The 21830-nt window shown below is 46.5% G+C and carries 32 protein-coding genes; 29 read left to right on the plus strand and 3 right to left on the minus strand.

Annotation, left to right across the window (positions count from 1 at the left end; all coding sequences use genetic code 11):
• Nucleotides 1–216 precede the first annotated feature (216 nt).
• The 3 genes from H6G57_RS11455 to H6G57_RS11465 form a co-directional block, all read right to left on the minus strand.
• Complete coding sequence (locus H6G57_RS11455) at nucleotides 217–1977, minus strand: R3H domain-containing nucleic acid-binding protein (RefSeq protein ID WP_190518667.1); 1761 nt, start codon at nucleotides 1975–1977, stop codon at nucleotides 217–219.
• 46 nt (nucleotides 1978–2023) lie between these two features.
• Nucleotides 2024–3205, minus strand: coding sequence for a circadian clock protein LdpA (ldpA, locus tag H6G57_RS11460; protein WP_190518669.1), 1182 nt, complete (start codon nucleotides 3203–3205; stop codon nucleotides 2024–2026).
• A 149-nt stretch (nucleotides 3206–3354) separates the two neighbouring features.
• Nucleotides 3355–3831: an NAD(P)H-quinone oxidoreductase subunit N gene (locus H6G57_RS11465; RefSeq protein ID WP_190518670.1), complete on the minus strand. Its 477-nt coding sequence runs from the start codon at nucleotides 3829–3831 to the stop codon at nucleotides 3355–3357.
• 1141 nt (nucleotides 3832–4972) lie between these two features.
• On the opposite strand from H6G57_RS11465, the gene rplC reads away from it, so the two are divergent.
• From rplC to rpsI, 29 genes are all read left to right on the plus strand, one after another.
• A complete protein-coding gene (gene rplC / locus H6G57_RS11470) occupies nucleotides 4973–5662 on the plus strand; it encodes a 50S ribosomal protein L3 (RefSeq protein ID WP_190518672.1) in 690 nt (229 codons plus the stop codon).
• A 14-nt stretch (nucleotides 5663–5676) separates the two neighbouring features.
• Nucleotides 5677–6309: a 50S ribosomal protein L4 gene (gene rplD, locus H6G57_RS11475; protein WP_190518674.1), complete on the plus strand. Its 633-nt coding sequence runs from the start codon at nucleotides 5677–5679 to the stop codon at nucleotides 6307–6309.
• On the plus strand, nucleotides 6302–6610 hold the full coding sequence (locus H6G57_RS11480; RefSeq protein WP_190518676.1) for a 50S ribosomal protein L23: 309 nt from the start codon (nucleotides 6302–6304) through the stop codon (nucleotides 6608–6610). Before rplD ends, H6G57_RS11480 begins: the two co-directional genes overlap by 8 nt.
• Before the next feature lie 80 nt (nucleotides 6611–6690).
• The gene (gene rplB, locus H6G57_RS11485; protein WP_072719713.1) at nucleotides 6691–7554 is read left to right on the plus strand and encodes a 50S ribosomal protein L2; all 864 of its coding nucleotides are present in this window, start codon (nucleotides 6691–6693) and stop codon (nucleotides 7552–7554) included.
• A gap of 114 nt (nucleotides 7555–7668) precedes the next feature.
• The gene (gene rpsS, locus H6G57_RS11490; protein ID WP_072719714.1) at nucleotides 7669–7947 is read left to right on the plus strand and encodes a 30S ribosomal protein S19; all 279 of its coding nucleotides are present in this window, start codon (nucleotides 7669–7671) and stop codon (nucleotides 7945–7947) included.
• 55 nt (nucleotides 7948–8002) lie between these two features.
• On the plus strand, nucleotides 8003–8362 hold the full coding sequence (gene rplV / locus H6G57_RS11495) for a 50S ribosomal protein L22 (protein WP_190518678.1): 360 nt from the start codon (nucleotides 8003–8005) through the stop codon (nucleotides 8360–8362).
• Between the two features lie 83 nt (nucleotides 8363–8445).
• Entirely contained in the window at nucleotides 8446–9174 is a 729-nt protein-coding gene (rpsC, locus tag H6G57_RS11500) for a 30S ribosomal protein S3 (RefSeq protein WP_072719716.1), read from the plus strand.
• 142 nt (nucleotides 9175–9316) lie between these two features.
• A complete protein-coding gene (gene rplP, locus H6G57_RS11505) occupies nucleotides 9317–9742 on the plus strand; it encodes a 50S ribosomal protein L16 (protein ID WP_190518680.1) in 426 nt (141 codons plus the stop codon).
• A 48-nt stretch (nucleotides 9743–9790) separates the two neighbouring features.
• A complete protein-coding gene (gene rpmC / locus H6G57_RS11510; RefSeq protein WP_190518681.1) occupies nucleotides 9791–9994 on the plus strand; it encodes a 50S ribosomal protein L29 in 204 nt (67 codons plus the stop codon).
• Complete coding sequence (gene rpsQ, locus H6G57_RS11515) at nucleotides 9994–10251, plus strand: 30S ribosomal protein S17 (protein ID WP_072719719.1); 258 nt, start codon at nucleotides 9994–9996, stop codon at nucleotides 10249–10251. Before rpmC ends, rpsQ begins: the two co-directional genes overlap by 1 nt.
• Before the next feature lie 62 nt (nucleotides 10252–10313).
• On the plus strand, nucleotides 10314–10682 hold the full coding sequence (gene rplN / locus H6G57_RS11520) for a 50S ribosomal protein L14 (protein WP_072719720.1): 369 nt from the start codon (nucleotides 10314–10316) through the stop codon (nucleotides 10680–10682).
• Nucleotides 10682–11035, plus strand: coding sequence for a 50S ribosomal protein L24 (gene rplX, locus H6G57_RS11525; protein ID WP_190518683.1), 354 nt, complete (start codon nucleotides 10682–10684; stop codon nucleotides 11033–11035). The genes rplN and rplX overlap by 1 nt, the downstream gene beginning before the upstream one ends.
• A 127-nt stretch (nucleotides 11036–11162) precedes the next feature.
• On the plus strand, nucleotides 11163–11708 hold the full coding sequence (gene rplE, locus H6G57_RS11530) for a 50S ribosomal protein L5 (RefSeq protein ID WP_072719722.1): 546 nt from the start codon (nucleotides 11163–11165) through the stop codon (nucleotides 11706–11708).
• Between the two features lie 46 nt (nucleotides 11709–11754).
• On the plus strand, nucleotides 11755–12156 hold the full coding sequence (gene rpsH / locus H6G57_RS11535; RefSeq protein WP_072719723.1) for a 30S ribosomal protein S8: 402 nt from the start codon (nucleotides 11755–11757) through the stop codon (nucleotides 12154–12156).
• Nucleotides 12157–12302: 146 nt separating this feature from the next.
• Nucleotides 12303–12851: a 50S ribosomal protein L6 gene (rplF, locus tag H6G57_RS11540; protein ID WP_190518685.1), complete on the plus strand. Its 549-nt coding sequence runs from the start codon at nucleotides 12303–12305 to the stop codon at nucleotides 12849–12851.
• Between the two features lie 3 nt (nucleotides 12852–12854).
• Nucleotides 12855–13217 (plus strand): 50S ribosomal protein L18, encoded by a 363-nt coding sequence (gene rplR / locus H6G57_RS11545; RefSeq protein WP_190518687.1) that lies wholly within the window; start codon nucleotides 12855–12857, stop codon nucleotides 13215–13217.
• 94 nt (nucleotides 13218–13311) lie between these two features.
• Nucleotides 13312–13851 carry a 30S ribosomal protein S5 gene (gene rpsE / locus H6G57_RS11550; protein ID WP_190518689.1) on the plus strand — a complete coding sequence of 180 codons (540 nt, stop codon included), beginning with the start codon at nucleotides 13312–13314 and terminating at the stop codon, nucleotides 13849–13851.
• A 39-nt stretch (nucleotides 13852–13890) separates the two neighbouring features.
• The gene (gene rplO, locus H6G57_RS11555; protein WP_190518691.1) at nucleotides 13891–14358 is read left to right on the plus strand and encodes a 50S ribosomal protein L15; all 468 of its coding nucleotides are present in this window, start codon (nucleotides 13891–13893) and stop codon (nucleotides 14356–14358) included.
• Between the two features lie 143 nt (nucleotides 14359–14501).
• The gene (secY, locus tag H6G57_RS11560; protein ID WP_190518693.1) at nucleotides 14502–15806 is read left to right on the plus strand and encodes a preprotein translocase subunit SecY; all 1305 of its coding nucleotides are present in this window, start codon (nucleotides 14502–14504) and stop codon (nucleotides 15804–15806) included.
• Complete coding sequence (locus H6G57_RS11565; RefSeq protein WP_190518768.1) at nucleotides 15803–16375, plus strand: adenylate kinase; 573 nt, start codon at nucleotides 15803–15805, stop codon at nucleotides 16373–16375. The genes secY and H6G57_RS11565 overlap by 4 nt, the downstream gene beginning before the upstream one ends.
• Before the next feature lie 313 nt (nucleotides 16376–16688).
• On the plus strand, nucleotides 16689–16913 hold the full coding sequence (infA, locus tag H6G57_RS11570; protein ID WP_008191178.1) for a translation initiation factor IF-1: 225 nt from the start codon (nucleotides 16689–16691) through the stop codon (nucleotides 16911–16913).
• Nucleotides 16914–17017: 104 nt separating this feature from the next.
• Nucleotides 17018–17131, plus strand: a complete 114-nt coding sequence (gene rpmJ / locus H6G57_RS11575) for a 50S ribosomal protein L36 (protein WP_071782548.1) — start codon at nucleotides 17018–17020, stop codon at nucleotides 17129–17131.
• Between the two features lie 315 nt (nucleotides 17132–17446).
• Nucleotides 17447–17827: a 30S ribosomal protein S13 gene (rpsM, locus tag H6G57_RS11580; protein WP_072719729.1), complete on the plus strand. Its 381-nt coding sequence runs from the start codon at nucleotides 17447–17449 to the stop codon at nucleotides 17825–17827.
• A gap of 92 nt (nucleotides 17828–17919) precedes the next feature.
• A complete protein-coding gene (gene rpsK / locus H6G57_RS11585) occupies nucleotides 17920–18312 on the plus strand; it encodes a 30S ribosomal protein S11 (protein ID WP_072719730.1) in 393 nt (130 codons plus the stop codon).
• Nucleotides 18313–18448: 136 nt separating this feature from the next.
• Nucleotides 18449–19408, plus strand: coding sequence for a DNA-directed RNA polymerase subunit alpha (locus H6G57_RS11590; RefSeq protein ID WP_190518695.1), 960 nt, complete (start codon nucleotides 18449–18451; stop codon nucleotides 19406–19408).
• A gap of 151 nt (nucleotides 19409–19559) precedes the next feature.
• On the plus strand, nucleotides 19560–19910 hold the full coding sequence (gene rplQ, locus H6G57_RS11595; protein WP_072719732.1) for a 50S ribosomal protein L17: 351 nt from the start codon (nucleotides 19560–19562) through the stop codon (nucleotides 19908–19910).
• Between the two features lie 88 nt (nucleotides 19911–19998).
• Complete coding sequence (truA, locus tag H6G57_RS11600; RefSeq protein ID WP_190518696.1) at nucleotides 19999–20820, plus strand: tRNA pseudouridine(38-40) synthase TruA; 822 nt, start codon at nucleotides 19999–20001, stop codon at nucleotides 20818–20820.
• Nucleotides 20821–20915: 95 nt separating this feature from the next.
• Entirely contained in the window at nucleotides 20916–21374 is a 459-nt protein-coding gene (gene rplM, locus H6G57_RS11605) for a 50S ribosomal protein L13 (protein ID WP_190518698.1), read from the plus strand.
• On the plus strand, nucleotides 21374–21784 hold the full coding sequence (rpsI, locus tag H6G57_RS11610) for a 30S ribosomal protein S9 (RefSeq protein ID WP_190518699.1): 411 nt from the start codon (nucleotides 21374–21376) through the stop codon (nucleotides 21782–21784). The genes rplM and rpsI overlap by 1 nt, the downstream gene beginning before the upstream one ends.
• The last annotated feature ends 46 nt before the right edge of the window (nucleotides 21785–21830 follow it).

Below are 21830 nucleotides of genomic sequence, written 5' to 3' on the forward strand. Positions count from 1 at the left end.
TATACGATTTCTCGTTAAAAATTACCGAATTTTGGTTATTGACGATTAACGGTTAATGGGTTTCAGGTTTCAGGTTTCAGGTTTCACCGAAGGAGTGTCTATTATTTCCCCTCTTCCCCCCGTCCCCTCTTCCCCCCGTCCCCCCGTCCCCTTGTCCCCCCGTCCCCTTGTCCCCCCGTCCCCTTGTCCCCCCGTCCCCCATCCCTGACTTGAATTCTAAGCGGGATAAATTCGCAAACGACGGTTGGGTTCTTCTCCAAAACTATTAGATTTCAAGCGATAATGTTCTACCAATTCATGCTGCATTTTCCTGACTTGCGGAGACCGAGGAAGTAATTCCACAGGTTGTCCCTTCGGAATCACAATTTGTTCCACGGCTAAACGTGCTTCTTCTAACGCTTCAATTTCATCCGAAGAACCACTCTTCGTAAACAAACTCAAATCCGCAATTTCCGGGGTACTGGGATCTTCCATATTCAATAAACGGCGCAACGCTCGTGCAATTTGAGGGGGTGTTCCTGATTTAATCGTATGAATGGGAACTTGACGGGTTTTTGCCATGTGGCGCAGTTTAGATTGATTCCGAATATGCGATCGCAGTGCTAACACCACATCTGCACTATCAATATCCTTGGTCAAAATCACAGGTAAAGATAAAGTTTGGATCACCTGTTCAATTTGATGACGAGGAACCCCATAGGGATAAATATTTAAGGATGAACCTTCCCCAATAGTCTTGATAAAAGGGAATTCTTCATCAGTATGCAGAGGTGTGACCCCAGAAAACGATTGTTCTAGGAGTTCTTCAAAATATTGAGACTCCGATACTGCATCTTCCCTGGCTTTTCCTAGGGGAGTTGGGGGAACGGCCATCATTTTCCCTGAACCTCGTAACCCTCGCAGACCAGGTATTGCAGCGACGGGTTCACGGGGTTTGAGGGCCGAGCGTTCTTCCATGGAAACTGGAGTTGTGGGGGTATATCGTTCTTCAAAAATATTAACTTCACCCTCATCGTTAAGAGTCCGAACTTGTAACGTCGGTTGCAGTCCCCGTAACAGATGATCAATGGTGGTTGAAACGGATTCATGAACGACCCACCGTTGTTGCTCTAACATTTCAATGGCAATATCAAAGGTGGGGGGTGCTTTCCGTTCTAATACCGTTTTTTGCGAACCCCGACGCCGAGCTTCCTCATCTCCTAAGGTTACCGCTTGAATTCCCCCAATTAAGTCTGCTAAAGTAGGGTTCTTCATTAAGTTCTCAATACGGTTGCCGTGGGCGGTACCAATTAACTGTACCCCCCGTTCCGCGATGGTGCGAGCCGCCAACGCTTCCAGTTCTGTACCAATCTCGTCAATCACAATCACTTCCGGCATATGGTTTTCGACTGCTTCGATCATGACTTGATGTTGCAGTTCAGGACGTGCGACTTGCATCCGTCGGGCTCTGCCAATGGCAGGATGAGGAATATCACCATCTCCAGCAATTTCATTGGAGGTATCAATAATCACCACCCGTTTTTCTAACTCATCCGCCAATACACGAGTAATTTCTCGCAATGCCGTTGTTTTTCCAACTCCAGGACGACCTAGCATCAGGATAGATTGACCCGTTTCTACTAAATCCCGGATCATGCCAATTTTGCCAAAGACCGCTCTACCAACCCGACAGGTTAAACCAATGATTTTTCCGGTACGGTTGCGAATAGCACTAATTCGATGTAGGGTTTGTGATAGTCCCGCTCTGTTATCGCCACTAAATTCTCCAATTTGTGAGATACAATGCTCCAGATCTTCTAAGGAGACGGGAATAGTTGAGAGATATTCGGCTTTAGACGGAAAACGGGCTTCTGGAAGACGGCCTAAATCCATCACAATCTCAATCAAACTGTCTCGTTGTGGATGCTGCTGCAAATTCTGCCGAATTTCATCGGGAACAACTTCGAGTAATCTATTCAGGTCGTCTGTAATTTGCATACTCAAAACAGTTATCAGTTATCAGTTATCAGTTATCAGTTATCAGTTATGATTTGAGTTGGGAAACTAGGGTGGAAGCTTTACCTACTGCTTGCCACAGCAGGTCAGGGTTGGCTTCAAGCGCATGGGTGTCAAGGGTTGTCTCTGTTTGTTGAAAAGTCTTGTCCTGTCTCAAAGATTTATAGGTTTGGGTGATTTGTTCTTCCCCAGAAACAGATTCGGCTTTGAGTTTTAGGGTAGACCGGGATTCTAACTGTTCTAAAATCGGTGATAACAGGACACGGGCATAGCTGCCATAGGCGACACCCGCTACCCGATGTTGGTCGGGGGGGTAGTCAGATAAGCGGTATGATTGTAATAGCCCAAGGGATTTGAGCTTGGCTACAGTATAATCGTTTGTGCCACCTGCAAGCTGTACATATCCCGGTAAATTCACAGCTAAAATTTTTTGAGCCAACTTGACACTAGCGATAGTTGTACCCGCACCAATATCTCCACTCATTGGACGCCCATCAGTTTGCCAAATTAACGGGCAGGAAAGGGGTTTGATTAGGTCATATAAGGTTTGGAGATATTCAACCACACCCTCCCCGTCAGGGCAGCTAATGGCAACCAGTTTAAGTTGAGCTAGATGGGGTTTAATACTACTCCACAACCGTTTAAAATCCTTGTCTCGTCCAATTTGGGTATGAATTTCTACAGCATCTACTCCGGTTTGTAAGACTAACGGTGCAATTACATCGGGGCGGAAGACATAAGACCGGGCATAGATTAAATCACTGGGACAAATCGGAATACAACGTCCACAGCCGTAACAGAGTTGATCGATGACGCCAGATTTTACGTCGGAAAAGGTAATTGCCCCCGTCGGACAAACGGTTTCACACGGTCGCCTACAACTGGATGGGCAAGCGGTTGCTTCAAATTCTGCTTTCCGAAAATGGGGATCTTCACCATCATTAAGGCTAACCATTAACCAAGGACGATGGCGATAACTAAATCCTAAAGCTTGAGCTTGTTTGCCTAAAGCTTCCACTTGTGCTAAAGCTTCCTGGGTTATAGCAATCACAGCCCGGTCAGCGGCTACATCAATACAGTCTGCACCTGCTAAGGTGTAAGCCAAGGTTAAACTTCTAACGGCAGGCAAGTGCTGATAGCTTGCTCCGCAGATGAGTTTGAACCAGTTACCTTGTTGCAATGCTGTTAAAGGGGAATCATAAGTGTTCACTCTTTTATCATAACGAAGCCAGAGGACTTCTGCTACACTTCTGGGGTTAGGGAAAATGGAGATGAAAGATTAAAAAACCTTAAAAAAATAAGTTGGGTGTTTACCCAACTTATTCGGCTTAAAATCAACCTCAAAAATAAGAACAGCGTTCAAGCGGCAACATTAACATCCTTAAGGGGTGTCCATTGCACGACTCGTGCTCCTCCCATCTCCACCACCAACTTGACACGGGGTTCTTGTTGGGGGAGTTGGGTCAAAAAAGCGACTTCTTGAGTCGACAAAATATGACCTTCAATGATCCAAAGCACTAAACCTTTGGATTTAGGGGGAAGTTGATCTAACTGTGTATTTAATATGGGGGGGACATAATAAACATTACCCACTGCGGCTTCATTCCCACTGCTTTTTTTGCCTAAGTGGGGAGGACGAACCCCATGAACTCCTGTTAAATATGCGGCCAAGTCTCCGAGTCCCCGTGCAGACAGGTTATAGGTTGTATATCCATGGGCCCGTAACCGACGACGATACCGCCCCTCAAATCCCCCTTCTAGGGGAACATACAGTCCTAAAGCTCCGTATGTTTCTAAATCTCGAATTAGTTTGCTCCCGGTTGTAATCAGTGGCATAACTCGATAATGAACCTCTTTACTAAATCTTTGTTATCTTCACTTGCAATATTTTGACTTGACACTCTCGGCGCGTTTACGCGCGGAGATTCTTAATTCAGCGACTGACCTTTAAGCACCGTATCTCTTTCGAGCAATACTCAAACCTTTCAATGGTGAAAAGTCACCCATTGACGAGCCTGACTTACGGCAACCCCAGAGGGTCTATCTTGAAAAGCTTACTAGGATACGACCTAGAGTTCGGGTGTGCCCCACCCTACCTTAATTGATCAAACCCAATTATGGGTTTTCTGGTCATGAGAATGGGTTGATTCTCTAGCTTTGTTTTACAAGGTTTTCGCTACCCTTGTTGTTACTCTCAAGGAGTTTTCAGGTTCGAGGGTGCCGACTCAAAGCCGCTTCACAACCGCCCACCTTGGGGATTTCAACCCTCTCTATCTTAATCCAAAGCCGATGCTCAAAGCACGGGGTTTTAGACCCAAATTCTCGATAATCTCTCGTCAACCTACGCGCTCATCAAGACTGCTCTTGCTTTTCCAATTTTCCCTAGTGGTGAAACAACCCTTAACCTTGCTCCCCTCAGTTCAATTAAAAATTTTATCAAAGTCGCGATTCGTTCTTGACAGTTGGTAAAAATTACCCTACAATCAAAAATTGTCGCTAATCGGGAAGATGCTGCTAACTTTCTAAAGACTGAACTTAATTCATGGCGTTAACGTTGTTAGCTCCAATGAATCAGCGATTGGGCAAAAATAGTTAAGCAGTTAAGCCGAATCGGTCAGGAAACAGCAGCAAGGCTGACTTTAAACCCCAAACAAGCTTGGCGCAAGCCACTCATCTGCATGGGATTAAAGATCTGTAACCCACAGGATACTGAGTAGCTTGCTGCTCAAGTCCCAGCGACATACAGGCAGAATCGAGGGAAATCCTTGATCCGCAAACAGCTTAAAACTTGTTGATAGCCTGAAACTGTTCTAAACTCCCCAGGGTTTATCCTCCTTAAACGGTGGGAGACTATTTTGGTGTGTTTAAACATCCACAAGGCATTTTAAATCATGTCTTGTTCATTTCAGCAAGCGGATTCTTCCTCACGGTCGATCCGAACATTATTGTAATGCGTAGAAAAGAGAGGCTAGTTTAAGTGTCTGTAGGTATCCTCGGCACAAAAGTCGGCATGACCCAAGTGTTTGAAGCGGAAAGCGGGAAGGCTATTCCTGTTACCGTGATTCAAGCAGGGCCTTGCACTATTACCCAGATTAAAACCAAACAAACGGATGGTTACACCGCTATTCAACTAGGATACGGTGAAGTTCCTGATAAAAAACGCAAGCTTAATACGACTAAATCTCCCAACAAAGAGGTTAATAAGTATCTCAGTAATGCGGAACAGGGGCATTTAGCAAAATCTGGTGGAACAATGCTGCGCCACCTCAAAGAGTATCGCGTTAGCGATCCCGAAACCTTTGAATTAGGCCAACAACTGAAGGCGGATATTTTCACCCCCGGACAACTGGTGGATGTCAGTGGAACCAGCATGGGTCGTGGCTTCTCCGGTTATCAAAAACGCCATAACTTTAAACGGGGCCCTATGGCTCACGGTTCAAAAAACCATCGTCTTCCCGGTTCAATCGGCCCTGGAACCACCCCAGGACGGGTTTACCCCGGAAAACGCATGGCCGGACACTATGGAGCCAGCCAAGTCACCACTCGCAAATTAACCGTTGTGCGTGTTGATTCCGAACGTAACCTGCTGTTAGTGAAAGGGGCAGTTCCTGGCAAACCTGGTGGTTTGTTGAGTATCGCACCCGCTAACATAGTCGGTGGCAAGTAGAGGAGGAAACAACCATGGTTGATTGTGTAGTCCGAAATTGGCAGGGTGAAAGCGTGGGACAAGCCACCCTTGACCTAAAAGTCGCATCCGAAGAAAATGCCAGCCACGTTGTCCATAGAGCCTTAGTGCGCCAAATGGCGAATGCGCGTCAAGGTACAGCCAGCACTAAAACCCGTTCAGAAGTTCGGGGAGGTGGCCGTAAGCCTTGGCGTCAAAAAGGAACCGGGCGCGCTAGGGCGGGTTCTATTCGCTCTCCCCTATGGCGAGGCGGTGGGGTAATTTTTGGGCCAAAACCCAGAGATTATTCTCAAAAAATGAACCGCAAAGAAAGACAGTTAGCCTTGCGGACAGCGTTTCAAAGTCGCGTTGAAGATCTGATTGTGGTTGAAGAATTCGCCGATCAGTTTGCTCGACCCAAAACCAAAGACTTAGTATCGGCGATGACCCGTTGGGGTGTTGAACCGGAAGCTAGAGTGCTTTTGGTGTTACCTGAGAAACAACCCAACGTTTATCTATCGGGTCGTAACATTCCCAAACTGAGAATGTGCTTGGCGGATAGCCTTAACGTTTATGATGTGCTCGCAGCCGACAAAATCGTAACCACAGCTGCTGCCCTTGCCAAAATTCAGGAGGTTTACGGTGACTGAACATTATACCGGCGATCTGATTGATTTGGTCAAGCGCCCGATTGTGACCGAAAAAGCCACAAGGTTAATGGAACTGAATCAGTTCACTTTTGATGTTGATCGCAAGGCGACTAAGCCGATGATCAAACAAGCGATTGAACTGTTATTCCCCGTTAAAGTTAAGGCTGTTAATACCCATATTCCGCCTCGTAAACGTCGTCGGGTCGGTAAGTTTGTGGGGTACAAACCGGGCTACAAACGGGCAATTATTACTCTGGAGGATGGGGAACCTCTGCGGAAAGTCCTGTTCCCAGAAGTATAGAGTTGTCTGTTCATTGTTATCTGTCAACTGATAACTGATAACTGATAACTGATAACTGATTTAGAATCTAAGGATCAAATATGGGAATTCGTTCATACCGACCCTATACTCCCAGCACTCGCCAACATACCGTTTCCGATTTTGCAGAAATTACCCGTTCTGAACCTGAGCCTTCTTTAACGGTTTCCAAACACCGGGATAAGGGGCGGAATAACCGAGGGGTGATTACCTGTCGCCATCGGGGAGGCGGACATAAAAAACTGTATCGGATCGTTGATTTCCGCCGGGATAAACACAATATCCCTGCTAAGGTTGCTGAGATTGAATACGATCCCAACCGGAATGCTCGGATCGCTTTGGTGTATTACACCGATGGGGAAAAACGCTATATCCTGCATCCCCTTGGACTCAAAGTGGGAACCGTGATTATTTCTGGCCCGGAAGCTCCGATTGAAATTGGCAATGCCCTGCCTTTAGCTAAAATCCCGTTAGGGACAGAAGTGCATAACGTCGAGTTAGTTCCCGGTAAAGGGGGACAAATTGTTCGCGCTGCGGGAGCAACGGCTCAAGTTATGGCAAAAGAAGGGAGCTATGTTACCCTCAAACTGCCGTCGGGGGAACAACGAAAAATTCCGGCGAAATGCTACGCCACTATCGGACAAGTGGGCAATATTGATGCTCGTAACATCAGCGTCGGGAAAGCAGGCCGTACCCGTTGGAAAGGCCGTCGTCCTGAAGTTCGCGGTAGCGTCATGAATCCGGTGGATCACCCTCATGGTGGTGGAGAAGGGCGCGCACCGATTGGTCGTTCTGGCCCAGTTACGCCTTGGGGTAAACCCGCATTAGGGGCGAAGACTCGCAACAAGAAAAAACGCAGTACCGCTTTAATTGTTCGTCGTCGTCGGAAATCCTCGAAACGGGGTAAAGGTGGACGGCAAACTTAATCAGTAATCAGTAATCGACTGATAACTGATACAGACGCGCCAAAAGCCTTACGGCATGGCTCCGCCAAGGCTCGTCTCTACACTGATAACTGATAACTGATAACTGATTACTGTATGTCTCGTTCACTTAAAAAAGGCCCCTTTGTGGCGGATCATCTCCTGAGCAAAGTTGAAAAACTCAATGCCAAGGGAGAAAAACAAGTCATCAAAACTTGGTCAAGAGCATCGACAATTATTCCCCAGATGGTGGGTCATACGATCGCCGTCCATAACGGAAAACAACACGTTCCTGTGTTTGTTACGGATCAAATGGTGGGTCACAAATTAGGGGAATTTGCTCCAACTCGCACCTTTCGGGGTCACGCCAAAAGTGACAAAAAAGCCCGCCGTTAGAAGAGTTGCGATGCTGAAAACTCCATTGAATGCCGACTCGGAATTAACATGAACTATGGCTATAGATACTAGCACCGAAGTAAAAGCGATCGCTCGTTACATTCGGATGTCACCTTCCAAAGTAAGACGGGTTTTAGATCAGATTCGGGGACGATCCTATCGAGAAGCGTTGATCATCTTGGAATTCATGCCCTATCGCTCTTGTGAGCCGATTCTCAAGGTTTTGCGCTCGGCGGTGGCTAACGCAGAACACAACCAGGGATTAGATCCAGCGAACTTGGTGATTTCTCAGGCTTACGCCGATCAAGGTCCGACGATTAAACGGTTTAGACCCCGTGCTCAAGGTCGGGCTTACCAAATTCGCAAGCCGACTTGTCATATTGTTGTTGCTGTGGCTCCTCAAGCGGAAAGCTAAGGGCTCTCAGGACATGAAGGAATGGAAAAGCTCAAGCCTTTTCGATTCGAGAATTGAAACAAAAACTTCACCCTTAATCTGCTATGGGACAAAAAATTCATCCTGTTGGGTTTCGACTGGGAATTACCCAAGAGCATCGATCTCGTTGGTTTGCTGATTCCAAACAGTATCCTGAACTGTTACAAGAAGATCATACGATTCGGGAATTTGTGCGTAAGGAACTCAACAATGCCGGGATTTCTAAAGTCCGTATTGAACGCAAAGCCGATCAAATTGATTTAGAAGTCCAAACCGCTAGACCTGGTGTTGTTGTCGGTCGGGGGGGAACAGGGATTGAATCTCTGCGCCTGGGCCTTCAGAAAAAACTAGGGTCACATCGCCAAATTCGGATCAATGTCGTGGAAGTTGCCCGCGTTGATGCCGATGCCACCTTGATTGCTGAGTATATCGCTCAACAACTCGAAAAACGGGTTTCCTTCCGTCGAGTCGTGCGTCAGGCGATTACACGGGCACAAAAAGCCGGAATTGAAGGCATCAAAATTCAAGTCAGTGGTCGGTTAAATGGTGCAGAAATTGCCCGAACCGAATGGACTCGTGAGGGCAGGGTTCCTCTGCATACTTTGCGGGCTGATATTGACTACGCCTATTGTACGGCTTTGACTATCTACGGCATTCTGGGTGTTAAAGTTTGGGTCTTCAAGGGCGAAATTATTCCGGGACAAGAGGAAGTGGCTGCCTCAACGACGACTCAACCTCGTCGAAATCGGCAACCTCGTCGTCAGAAATATGACGACCGTTCTAACGAAGGATAAAGAGATTGTTGTTTGTTATCTATAGAGGGAACAGGGAACAGGGAACAGGGAACAGGCAATTACCCCTTACTCATTACCCATTACCCATTCGTATTACTGATAACTGATAACTGATAACTGATAACTGATAACTGATACGATCATGTTAAGTCCCAGAAGAACAAAATTCCGCAAACAACAGCGTGGCCGGATGAAAGGTCAAGCCACTCGCGGTAATGATCTCAACTTCGGTGATTTTGCACTGCAAGCCTTAGAACCCTGTTGGATTACCTCTCGTCAAATTGAAGCGGCTCGTCGAGCAATGACCCGTTATATTCGTCGGGGGGGCAAAATTTGGATTCGGATTTTCCCGGATAAACCTGTGACGATGCGGGCTGCTGAAACCCGGATGGGTTCGGGTAAAGGGGCTCCTGAATATTGGGTGGCTGTGGTGAAACCCGGTCGGGTGCTGTTTGAAATTGCAGGAGTTTCCGAAGAAATTGCACGGGAAGCGATGCGGTTAGCGGCGTTTAAGTTGCCGATTAAAACCAAGTTTGTTGCTCGTTCCGTTGAGGAAGAAGCTCAGTAAATCTATTGTTAACAGTAGTCGATACTGTCAACCCTAAAGGATTCAGTTATGTCTTTTCCTAAAGTCGAAGAAGCAAGACAGTTGAATGATGAAGAACTGTCTCAGCAAATCTTAGAAGTCAAAAAACAATTGGCTAACCTGCGTTTACTTAAAGCGACAGGGCGTTTAGAAAAAACCCATGAGTTTAAGCATATTCGCCATCGTTTAGCTCAATTGAAAACGGTGGAACGGGAACGCCAAGGAGTACAGTAATGGCAGTAAAAGAACGAGTTGGCTTGGTCGTTAGTAACAAAATGGATAAAACGGTGGTTGTAGCGGTGGAAAACCGTTCTCCCCATCCTAAATACGGCAAAATTGTTGTTAAAACGAAACGATATAAAGCCCACGACGAAAATAACGATTGTCAAGAAGGTGATCGAGTTCGGATTTCTGAAACTCGTCCTTTAAGTAAAACCAAACGCTGGAATGTGGTCGAAATTCTCAGCGATAAAAGCAAAACTGATCTGTAGAGATTTGAAGCTCTCAACTCTCTATAAGGAATCGTCATACCTGAGAGGGAAAAAATAAGACTATGATCCAAGTTCAAACGATTCTTAATGTTGCTGATAATAGCGGTGCACGAAAATTAATGTGTATTCGCGTATTAAAAGGTGGCAACTGTCGTTATGGCGGCATTGGTGATGTGATCATTGCTGTTGTTAAAGATGCTATCCCCAATATGGCGGTCAAAAAATCCGATGTTGTTCGGGCTGTAATTGTTCGGACTCGTCATAGTTTACGCCGGGATAGTGGCATGAGTATTCGGTTTGATGACAATGCGGCTGTGATTATCAACGCCGATGGGAATCCCAGAGGAACTCGTGTATTTGGCCCTGTAGCGCGGGAACTACGGGATAAGAATTTCACCAAAATTGTTTCTCTTGCACCGGAGGTTCTTTAATGTCCAAGAAAACAACATCCGATAAATCCCAACGGTATAAAATGCACGTCAAAAAAGGCGACACTGTGCAGGTGATTACGGGTAGCGATCGAGGAAAGGTTGGAGAAATCCTACGAGTCCTCCCTAAAGTGAGCAAAGTCGTTGTTAAAGATGTTAACGTGAGAACTAAGCACGTTAAACCTCGTCAAGAGGGTGAATCCGGTCAAATTACGACCTTTGAAGCTCCGATTCATAGTTCTAACGTCATGCTGTATTCCACCAAAGAAAACGTTGCCAGTCGTGCGTGTTATACCTTTACCGACGATGGCCGCAAGGTGAGAATGCTGAAAAAAACCGGTGAAATTATTGATTAAAGAGGGAACAGGGATTTCCCCATTACCTATTACCCATTACCCATTCGTAATTCGTAATTCGTAATTCGTAATTCCAACTGTCAACAATTATCCTGACCAAGCCCAGGGTTCATAAAGAGCAACAACTATGGTAGCTAAACTCAAGACGATCTACTTGGACAAAATCGTTCCCAAAATGATGGATCAGTTCAAATATGAAAATATCCATCAAGTGCCTAAGATTGTTAAAATCACGGTCAACCGGGGTTTAGGCGAGGCTTCTCAAAATGCCAAAGCTTTAGAGTCCTCCATCAATGAATTAGCTGTGATTACGGGACAAAAACCTGTTGTCACCCGTGCTAAAAAAGCGATTGCCGGGTTCAAAATTCGCAAAGGAATGCCCGTCGGTGTGATGGTAACCTTACGTTCAGACCGGATGTATGCCTTCTTAGACCGACTGATTAATTTATCTTTGCCTCGGATTCGTGATTTTCGCGGCGTCAGTGGCAAGAGTTTTGATGGTCGAGGAAATTACAGTTTGGGTGTCCGAGAACAATTGATCTTTCCTGAAATTAACTATGACAGTATTGATCAAATTCGAGGCTTAGATATTGCAATTGTGACCACAGCCAAAACCGACGAAGAAGGGCGAGCTTTGCTCAAAGAAATGGGAATGCCCTTCCGGGACAGCTAGTGTGGAACAGGCATCTTGCCTGTAACTTAAAGTAACTGAGGAAACTATGGCGGCAAACGATACCATTGCGGATATGTTGACGCGCATTCGCAATTCTTGCATGGCGCGGCATCAAACTACACAAATTCCTTCTACAAAAATGACCCGTAGTATTGCCCAAGTTCTTAAACAAGAAGGCTTTATTGGGGATTTTGAAGAAACTGGCGAAGGCATTAAAAAATACTTGGTTGTCTCTCTCAAGTACAACTCTAAAACGAAGGCTCCCACCATTCAGAAGTTACAGCGAGTCAGCCGACCGGGTTTGCGAGTGTATCGCAACCGCAAAGAACTCCCTCGCGTTTTAGGTGGTATTGGTGTAGCTATTATTTCTACATCTCGCGGGGTGATGACTGACCGAGAAGCTCGACGTCAAGGACTCGGTGGTGAAGTGCTTTGTTACATTTGGTAGAGACGTGCCATGGCACGTCTGTACGCATGGCACGTCTGTACAGAGTGTCTGTTGTGTGTTGAGCGTTGAGGTGTTCATTGTCAACTGTCAACTGTCAACTGTCCACCGTCAACTGTCAACCGTTAACTGTCAACAAATAGATAACTATGTCTAGAATTGGTAAACGTCCAATTTCGGTACCTAAGCAAGTCACTCTTACTATTAATGGTCAACAGGTGACTGTTAAAGGCCCCAAGGGTGAGCTTTCTCGTGTTCTCCCCCCCGAAGTTGTTGTGGAACAGGATGGAGAAACTGTGAATGTCAAACGAGCTTCTGAGTCCCGGACTGCTCGTCAGCGTCATGGCCTTTGTCGAACTCTTGTATCTAATATGGTCGAAGGGGTTTCTAATGGGTTTGAACGTCGTTTAGAAATCCAAGGGGTGGGTTATCGGGCATCGGTGCAAGGGACAAACCTAGTGTTAAACGTGGGTTACAGTAAACCCGTAGAAATGATACCGCCGGAAGGCATTCGCGTTGCTGTTGAAAATAACACGAATGTGATCATTAGCGGGATTGACAAGGAAATTGTCGGTAATATGGCCGCCCGCGTTCGGGCTGTGCGTCCCCCAGAACCTTATAAAGGCAAAGGCATTCGTTATCAAGGCGAAGTGGTCAGACGTAAAGCTGGTAAAACTGGTAAGGGTGGGAAAAAATAAACTATGAAACTAACTCGTCAAGAATCCCGTGATCGTCGTCATCGTAGAGTTCGGGTCAAGGTAGTTGGCACTGCTGAACGTCCTAGATTAGCAGTGTTTCGCTCCAACCAGCACATTTATGTGCAGGTGATAGATGATACCCAGCATCACACTTTAGTTGCAGCTTCTACGGTGGAACCCGGTTTTAAATCCGAAGATTTATCGGGTGCAACCTGCGACGCTTCTGTCAAAATTGGCCAGTTAATTGCTGAACGGGCTGTGGCGAAAGGCATCAAACAAGTCGTTTTTGATCGGGGTGGATATATCTATCACGGTCGCGTCAAAGCTTTAGCGGATGCCGCCCGAGAAGCTGGACTAGATTTCTAATCAGGTTGGCTATGTTCGGTGGTAGAGACGCGCCAAGGCTCGTCTGGACATAGTAAACCCCTCTATCATAAAAGTTGTTCAGGATATTAAAACTATGGCAGAGCAGCAGCAACAGCAGCGTCGTAAAAAAAGTAATCGCACTAAAGAAAAAGAAACTGAGTGGCAAGAGCGGGTTGTCCAAATCCGTCGGGTTACTAAAGTGGTCAAAGGCGGTAAAAAACTCAGCTTCCGGGCTGTGGTGATTGTTGGTAATGAAAAAGGTCAAGTTGGTGTCGGTGTCGGTAAAGCCGCCGATGTCATTGGAGCCGTGAGAAAAGGGGTCGCAGACGGCCGTAAAAACGTTGTAGAAGTCCCCTTAACTAAGTCTAATTCCATTCCCCATCCGGTTAATGGTGAAGGGGGAGGTGCTCAAGTCATGATGCGTCCTGCGGCTCCGGGGACAGGGGTAATTGCTGGGGGAGCGGTGCGTACCGTTCTGGAATTAGCAGGGGTTCGCAATATCTTAGCCAAACAACTCGGTTCGAGCAATCCTCTGAATAATGCCAGAGCTACGATTCATGCTTTAAAATCATTACGAACCTTTGCAGAGGTGGCCAAAGAGCGGGGCATTCCCATTGAGCATCTTTACGCCTAATTCCATTATTCATCAGAAACAGTTCAAGTAGAAGCAATCATGAGACTCAACGATGCTATACCCAAACCTGGCTCTCGCAAACGCGGTCGTCGCCTAGGTCGTGGGATCTCTGCTGGTCAAGGCGCAAGCTCTGGAAAAGGGATGCGGGGTCAAAATTCTCGTTCCGGTCGCAGCACCCGTCCTGGCTTTGAAGGAGGTCAAAATCCTCTCTATCGTCGCCTTCCTAAACTTAAAGGCTTCCCTCTTGTTAATCGTAAACAATACACTACGATTAATGTAGGTCAGTTGGCATCCCTGAGTGCTAATACTGAAGTTACCCTAAATTCCCTGTTAGAAGCGGGACTCTTAACGGGATCTCGTGGCCCTCTGAAAATTTTAGGACATGGGGAACTGAATGTGGCACTGCGGATCGAAGCGGCAGCCTTTACCCAAGGCGCTCGTACCAAAATTGAAGCCGCAGGTGGGACTTGTCAGTTATCAGTCAACAGTAAACAGTTATCAGTGTAAGAGTTAATAGCCAACAACTATTACCTAGTAACTGATGGCTGGTACAGACCGACCATGGTCGGTCTCTACACTGTTGACTGATACAGACCGACCATGGTCGGTCTCTACACTGATCACTGATCACTGATAACTGATAACTGATTATGGTCGTTAGTCGAGACAAAGCGCCAACTGCACAGGAAACCTTCTTGCAGATGGCACAAGCTGCTGGTCTAAGAGGTCGGATTTTAGTCACCATTGGTTTACTCATTCTGGTGCGTGTGGGGGTATTCATCCCCATTCCCGGAATTGATCGGGCCAGTTTTTCTGCGGCAATTCAGAATAGTCCGGTGATTGGATTCCTCGATTTATTTTCTGGAGGCGGACTGTCGGCTCTGGGAATTTTTGCACTGGGGATTTTGCCCTATATTAATGCCTCCATCATCATGCAATTGATGACGGCGGCTTTACCCAGTCTCGAAGATCTACAAAAAAATGAGGGAGAAGCCGGACGCCGGAAGATTTCTCAAATTACTCGGTATGTGGCTTTAGGCTGGGCCCTGTTACAAAGTGTGGGAATTGCCTTATGGATTAATCCCTTTGCGGATAATCCCGGCATCCTATTCCAAGTTCAAGTGGTTCTTGCCCTGGCAGCCGGATCAATGTTTGTCATGTGGCTCTCGGAACTGATTACCGAACGTGGCATTGGCAACGGTGCTTCTTTACTGATTTTTCTGGGTATTGTGGCCGTATTACCGACATCCCTCGGTAATACCTTTGAGTTAGCTCAAAGCGGAGATCAGGCGATTGTCGGTCGGGTGATTCTGCTGTTAATCGTTTTTCTAGCGATGATCGTGGGGATTGTGTTTGTTCAGGAAGGAACACGACGCATTCCGATCGTTTCTGCTCGTCGCCAAGTCGGTCGTAAATTATACCGAGAAAAAACCAGCTATCTGCCTCTGCGCTTAAATCAAGGCGGGGTGATGCCGATTATTTTTGCCTCGGCGGTTTTGGTCTTACCGGCTTCCCTGGCTCAATTTACCAACAATCCGATTCTGGTTAACCTGGCAACCGCTTTAACGCCCAGTGGTTCCCCTTGGCTGTATGCCATTTTCTATTTATTCCTGATTGTGTTCTTTAGCTATTTCTATGCTTCATTAATTATGAATCCTATAGATATGGCACAGAACCTTAAGAAAATGGGGGCTAGTGTTCCGGGTATTCGTCCAGGTCGCGCTACCAGTGAGTATATTGAGCGGGTTTTAAATCGCTTGACCTTTTTGGGAGCTATCTTTTTAGGGTTAGTTGCTATTATCCCAACCATCGTTGAGAGTGCTACACGAGTTCCTACTTTCCGGGGCTTTGGCGCCACCTCTCTCCTGATTTTGGTAGGGGTAGCCATTGATACGGCTAAACAGGTACAAACCTACGTGATTTCTCAACGATATGAAGGAATGGTGAAACGATAGTGCACTTGATTTTTCTAGGCCCTCCAGGGTCGGGAAAGGGGACTCAAGCCGGCCAGATTTCTGCCAAGTTTACAGTGCCTCATATCTCGACCGGTGAAATTTTACGCACCCATGTCAGTCAAGAAACTGATCTGGGTCAAAAAGCTAAGGATTATATGGATCAAGGGGAATTAGTCCCTGATGATTTGATCTTGGATATGGTTGTCCATCGTCTTGAGCAATCTGATGCTCAAAACGGTTGGATCTTAGATGGGTTTCCCCGAAATATTTCTCAAGCGGACTTCGTGGCTACCACAATTATCCCGGCTGACAGTCACCCGAAAGAATTAGTCAGAGAGCTTCGAGTGATTAACTTAGATGTTCCTGATGATATTCTGGTACAGCGATTGTTAGCCCGAGGACGTCAGGATGATCATGAGGAAATCATTCGTCACCGCTTGCAAGTGTATCGGGAACAAACGGCTCCCTTAATTGATTATTATCAGGATCGAGATCAGCTTTATCACATCGATGGAAACCGTTCTATTGATGAAGTGACTGAGGAGTTGAGCCAGATTGTTTCTGCTTAGGAGATTTCCGGGCTGTTGAAGTGTAAACTTTTTCCAGAAGTTTTCCAGCAGCCAGATGGAGCGAGGAGCAAGTCCTTGGACTAAAGTTACTCCAACCTTACGAGTCAACATCTCCCCTCGGCCGTTGGTTTACCCTAGATTTCCCCAGGAATTGAAGGAAAGAGATTGACAAAAAACAGAGATTACGCTCAATTTTTTGATAAAATCTGTTAAGAAATGGGTTTGAACTCGAATTTCTGAACGTCGTCAGAGGAGCAAATCTCGGTCTTCTGTTGATCGAGGGGACAGATTGTTGAATTGAGGTAAAAATAACTTGGCTAAACAAGATCTCATTGAAATGGAAGGGACAGTCACTGAATCCCTTCCTAATGCTATGTTTCGCGTAGACTTGGATAATGGGTTTAATGTCTTGGCGCACATCTCGGGCAAAATTCGTCGGAATTACATTAAGATTTTGCCCGGAGATCGCGTCAAAGTAGAATTAACCCCCTATGACCTAACCAAAGGCAGAATCACCTATCGTCTACGGAAAAAATAGATGGAAATCTTATCCCTTAGCCTTTGGGGTAAGGGTTAGACTAGATAAAAATCAGGTTTTCAGTGATATAATAATAAATTTGTTGTAGTGTCGCCCAAATTGGCATGAAAGTTCGAGCATCAGTCCGCAAAATTTGTGAAAAGTGTCGCGTCATTCGCCGTCGAGGACGAGTGATGGTGATTTGTTCTAACCCCAAGCATAAGCAACGCCAAGGCTAACACCCTGGGTGATTCGGCGAGGACTGGCTCTGGGTCTTCCTGAACACAGGAAAACGAAACAGACTCAAGATTTCAAACTGCTGCGATTCACGCCTAGCTTTGAACCCGCCTAGATCCTGGTTAAGTCTTTAAGGAGTAGCTACAATTATGCTCCTTCCCACGCGAAAGAGTGTGCAGTATCCATCTAAACCGTAGCTTCAACTTGCATTCAGGGCTCAAGCCCTTCAGCCGATTGGGGATCAATTAATTGCCTATCATTCTACTGCATGATTTAGGCATTGTTGTGATTGTACATTTTAAAGGGAGACGTTCATTGTGGCACGGATAGCCGGAGTAGACCTTCCACGGGATAAACGTGTTGAAATCGGTCTGACTTACATTTATGGAATTGGACTTTCACGGTCTCAACAAATCATCAAAGACACGGGTGTCAATCCTGATATCCGGGTTAAAGATTTGAGTGATGCTGATGTCGCAGCCCTACGCGCCGCCGTTCAACTGTATCAGGTGGAAGGAGATCTGCGACGGATGGAGGCGATGAATATTAAACGCCTCATGGATATTGGTACCTATCGGGGGCGTCGTCATCGTCTAGGTCTGCCTGTGCGCGGTCAACGCACGCGGACAAATGCTAGAACCCGTCGAGGCGTTCGCCGTACCGTTGCGGGCAAGAAAAAAGCAGCCGCTAAGAAATAATTAGACAGGGCGTTTCCAACGACAGAAACTGCTGATTAAACTCCAGCAGCGTTCTGAATTCACAGAACAAGAAAATCGTAAACGAGATTACTATGGCGCGACAAACGAAAAAAACAGGGCCTAAAAAGCAAAAACGTAACGTCCCCAATGGGGTAGCCTACATCCAATCCACCTTTAACAATACGATTGTAACGATTACTGACCCCAATGGAGAGGTCATTTCTTGGGCTTCTGCCGGGTCTACGGGATTTAAAGGGGCTAAAAAGGGGACTCCTTTCGCTGCACAAACCGCAGCAGAAAACGCGGGACGCCGAGCCAATGATCAGGGAATGCGTCAGATTGAAGTCATGGTCAGTGGCCCAGGTGCGGGTCGGGAAACCGCGATTCGTGCGTTGCAAGGGGCTGGTTTAGAAATTACCCTGATTCGAGATATTACTCCAATTCCCCATAATGGTTGCCGTCCCCCGAAACGACGTCGCGTTTAAGTGCAGCTTTGCCAAGCTGTACAGGCGCAAGTGGGTCGCGTCTCTACTAGCAAGAATGAACCAAAACGCTTAGTTTCATTCTTTGCCTTATACTGTCAATTCATTTTGGGGTTCAATGGAGAAGGGAGGTCCATCGGTGGCGCAGTTTAAGATTGAGTGTATTGAATCGAACACTGATACAGACCGGAGTCAGTACGGAAAATTTGTCTTGGAACCTTTAGAACGGGGTCAAGGGACAACGGTTGGTAATGCCCTAAGACGGGTTTTACTCTCGAACTTAGAAGGATCAGCGATTACATCAGTCAGGGTTGCTGGTGTGAATCATGAGTTCGCAACGATGACAGGGGTTAGGGAAGATGTTTTGGAAATTCTGCTCAACCTCAAAGAAGTTGTTCTCAAAAGCTATACCCATCAAAAACAAATCGGTCGCTTACTTGTCCAAGGCCCAGCGACGGTAACCGCAGGTCATTTTGATTTACCGTCCGAGGTTGAGGTCGTAGACAAAAACCAATATATCGCTACTCTGGCTCCTGGAGCAACCTTGGAAATGGAATTCCAAGTTGAGAAAGGAACGGGATATCGGGCTGTTGAGCGCAGCCGAGATGAGGCAACGGCTTTGGATTTTCTCCAAATCGATGCCGTGTTTATGCCTGTGCGAAAAGTCAATTACACCGTTGAGGATGCACGGGTGGGGGGGTCTTTAGAAAAAGACCGACTGATCATGGAAATTTGGACAAATGGGAGTTTCTCACCCCAAGAAGCCCTGAGCCAAGCTGCCAATATTCTGGTGGATTTGTTCACCCCGTTGAAAGATATTACGCTGGAATCGATTAAAAGTGACCAGAATGATGATATCGATCCGACCAGCCAAATCCCCATTGAAGAACTTCAGTTGTCGGTTCGAGCTTACAACTGCCTCAAACGCGCTCAAATCAACTCAGTAGCAGACTTACGAGATTATACTCAAGAAGACCTATTAGAAATTAAAAACTTCGGTCAGAAGTCTGCTGAAGAAGTCATCGAGGCGTTACAAAAACGCTTAGGAATTACGCTGCCTCAAGAACGAGCCTCTAAACCAGCGGCTTCATCACCTTGAGAAGCTAGTTTGACTGAATTCAGTAAACAGTAATCAGTAATCAGTAATCAGTCAAAAGAAAATATAACCCTAAACTCTTGTACTGATAACTGATAACTGATAACTGATAACTGATTTAACCCACTCAATCATTTTCTACCTTAAGGTAATTATGCGTCATCGTTGTCGTGTTCCCCAATTGGGCAAACCTGCGGATCAGCGTAAAGCACTGTTGCGATCGCTGGCAACCGAACTTATTCGTCATGGTCGAATCACCACCACGAAAGCTAGAGCGAAAGCGGTACAATCAGAAGCAGAAAAAATGATTACCCTGGCCAAAGACGGTTCCTTAGCAGCCCGTCGCCAAGCTATGGGGTATATCTATGACAAACAACTGGTTCATGCCTTATTTGAGGGAGCCCAAGAACGGTATGGTTCACGCAATGGCGGTTACACCCGTGTTGTTAGAACCGTCAGCCGTCGGGGAGATAATTCACAAATGGCGATTATTGAATTGGTGTAGAAACCCTGAGCGCTGTTGACAATTGGCGGTTGGGGGTTAAGGGTCAACGGTTAAGCCTGGGGTTAATCCCTCCATTGCATAACAAATAATGGATCAACAGCGTATTGCCTTAGTGATTCAGTATCAGGGAACTCACTTTCAAGGTTGGCAACGACAACCGAATCAACGGACAGTACAGCAGGAAATTGAAACCGCGATCGCGACGGTACAGACGCGCCATGGCGCGTCTCTAACTCCCGTGACACTGCACGCGGCGGGTCGCACGGATACGGGGGTTCATGCGGCGGCCCAAGTGGCGCACTTTGATGCACCCAGCCATATCCCAGCTTATCGTTGGGCAACCATTCTCAACAATCGCTTATCTGAGGATGTGTTGATTCGGTCATCGGCTGCTGTTCCCGACCCTTGGCACGCCCGCTTTTCCGCCCAATGGCGTCGATATCGATACACCCTGTATACCGATCCTCGACCCAACTTGTTTGTCCGTCCTTTCAGTTGGCATTACTACCATCATCCGTTGGATGAACAGTTAATCCAATCCGCCTTAGAGCAATTACTGGGATATCACCATTTATCGGCGTTTCAACGGAGTGGCACATCCCGCCCCCATGCTTGGGTAGACGTACAATTTGTCAGTTGTCAACGCCAAGACCCGTTCATCCATATAGAAGTGCAAGCCAGTGGATTTTTATATGGAATGATGCGACTGTTAGTCGGGTTGCTGGTACAGGTTGGAAACGGGGAACGCTCCTTAGAGGAGTTTCGAGACATCTGGGTTCAAGAACGCCGAGAAGTCGTTAAATATGCAGCCCCAGCCCAAGGGCTTTGTTTATTGCGAGTGGGTTATCCAGAGTTTCCCTTTGATCAGGCCGTTTGGTTTGATACTTTTCCTAAATTTGTTGTGGGTTGATGGTTGACGGTCAACAGAGACCTGACACCTCAGTTAACAGGCAAGATGCCTGTTCCACACAACCGATTTATTCTTAAACTTAAGGACAATCAAGAATGACCACAAAAACCTTCCTTCCTTCAGAGACATCCCTAGAACCGAAATGGTATGTCATTGATGCGGCTGACCAACGCTTAGGTCGTTTAGCCTGTGAAGTCGCCCGCATTATTCGGGGAAAAAATAAACCCATTTACACCCCTCACTTAGATACGGGTGACTTTGTGATTATTGTGAATGCGGAAAAAATTCAAGTGACGGGTAAAAAACGGACTCAAAAACTGTATCGCCGTCACTCGGGTAGACCGGGGGGCATGAAAACCGAAACCTTTGATAAATTGCAAGCCCGGATACCCGAACGAATTATTGAGAAGGCCGTTAAGGGGATGTTACCCAAAAATACCTTGGGACGGAACCTGTTTACTAAACTAAAAGTATATGCAGGGCCGGATCATCCTCATCAAGCTCAAAAACCCGAAACTTTAACACTCAATACTATTCCCACAGGAGGTAATTAATGCAAGCAACCGATACTGGCCGTGCTGTTTATTGGGGAACAGGCCGTCGTAAGTGTTCTGTGGCAAGAGTTCGTCTGGTTCCTGGCACGGGCAAATTAACGATTAATGGTAAAGAGGGCGATTTGTATTTGCAATACAACATGGGCTATCTGGCTGCGGCTAAAGCTCCCCTGGACACTCTGGGACTGGAAAATGAATATGATATTTTAGTCAGTGTCAAGGGTGGGGGTTTAACGGGTCAAGCCGAGTCTATCCGTTTAGGGGTAGCCCGTGCCTTATGTGAACTTAGCCCGGATAACCGCAAACCGCTCAAAACCGAGGGCTACTTAACTCGTGACCCCCGTGCTACAGAGCGGAAAAAATATGGTTTACGCAAAGCACGTAAAGCTCCTCAATACTCCAAACGGTAAACCGATACAAGGTTTACGCCCCTTGGGGAACAGAATCCCCGTTAAA

Origin of the sequence: Planktothrix sp. FACHB-1365 (genome assembly GCF_014697575.1) — a bacterium.
GTDB lineage: Bacteria > Cyanobacteriota > Cyanobacteriia > Cyanobacteriales > Microcoleaceae > Planktothrix.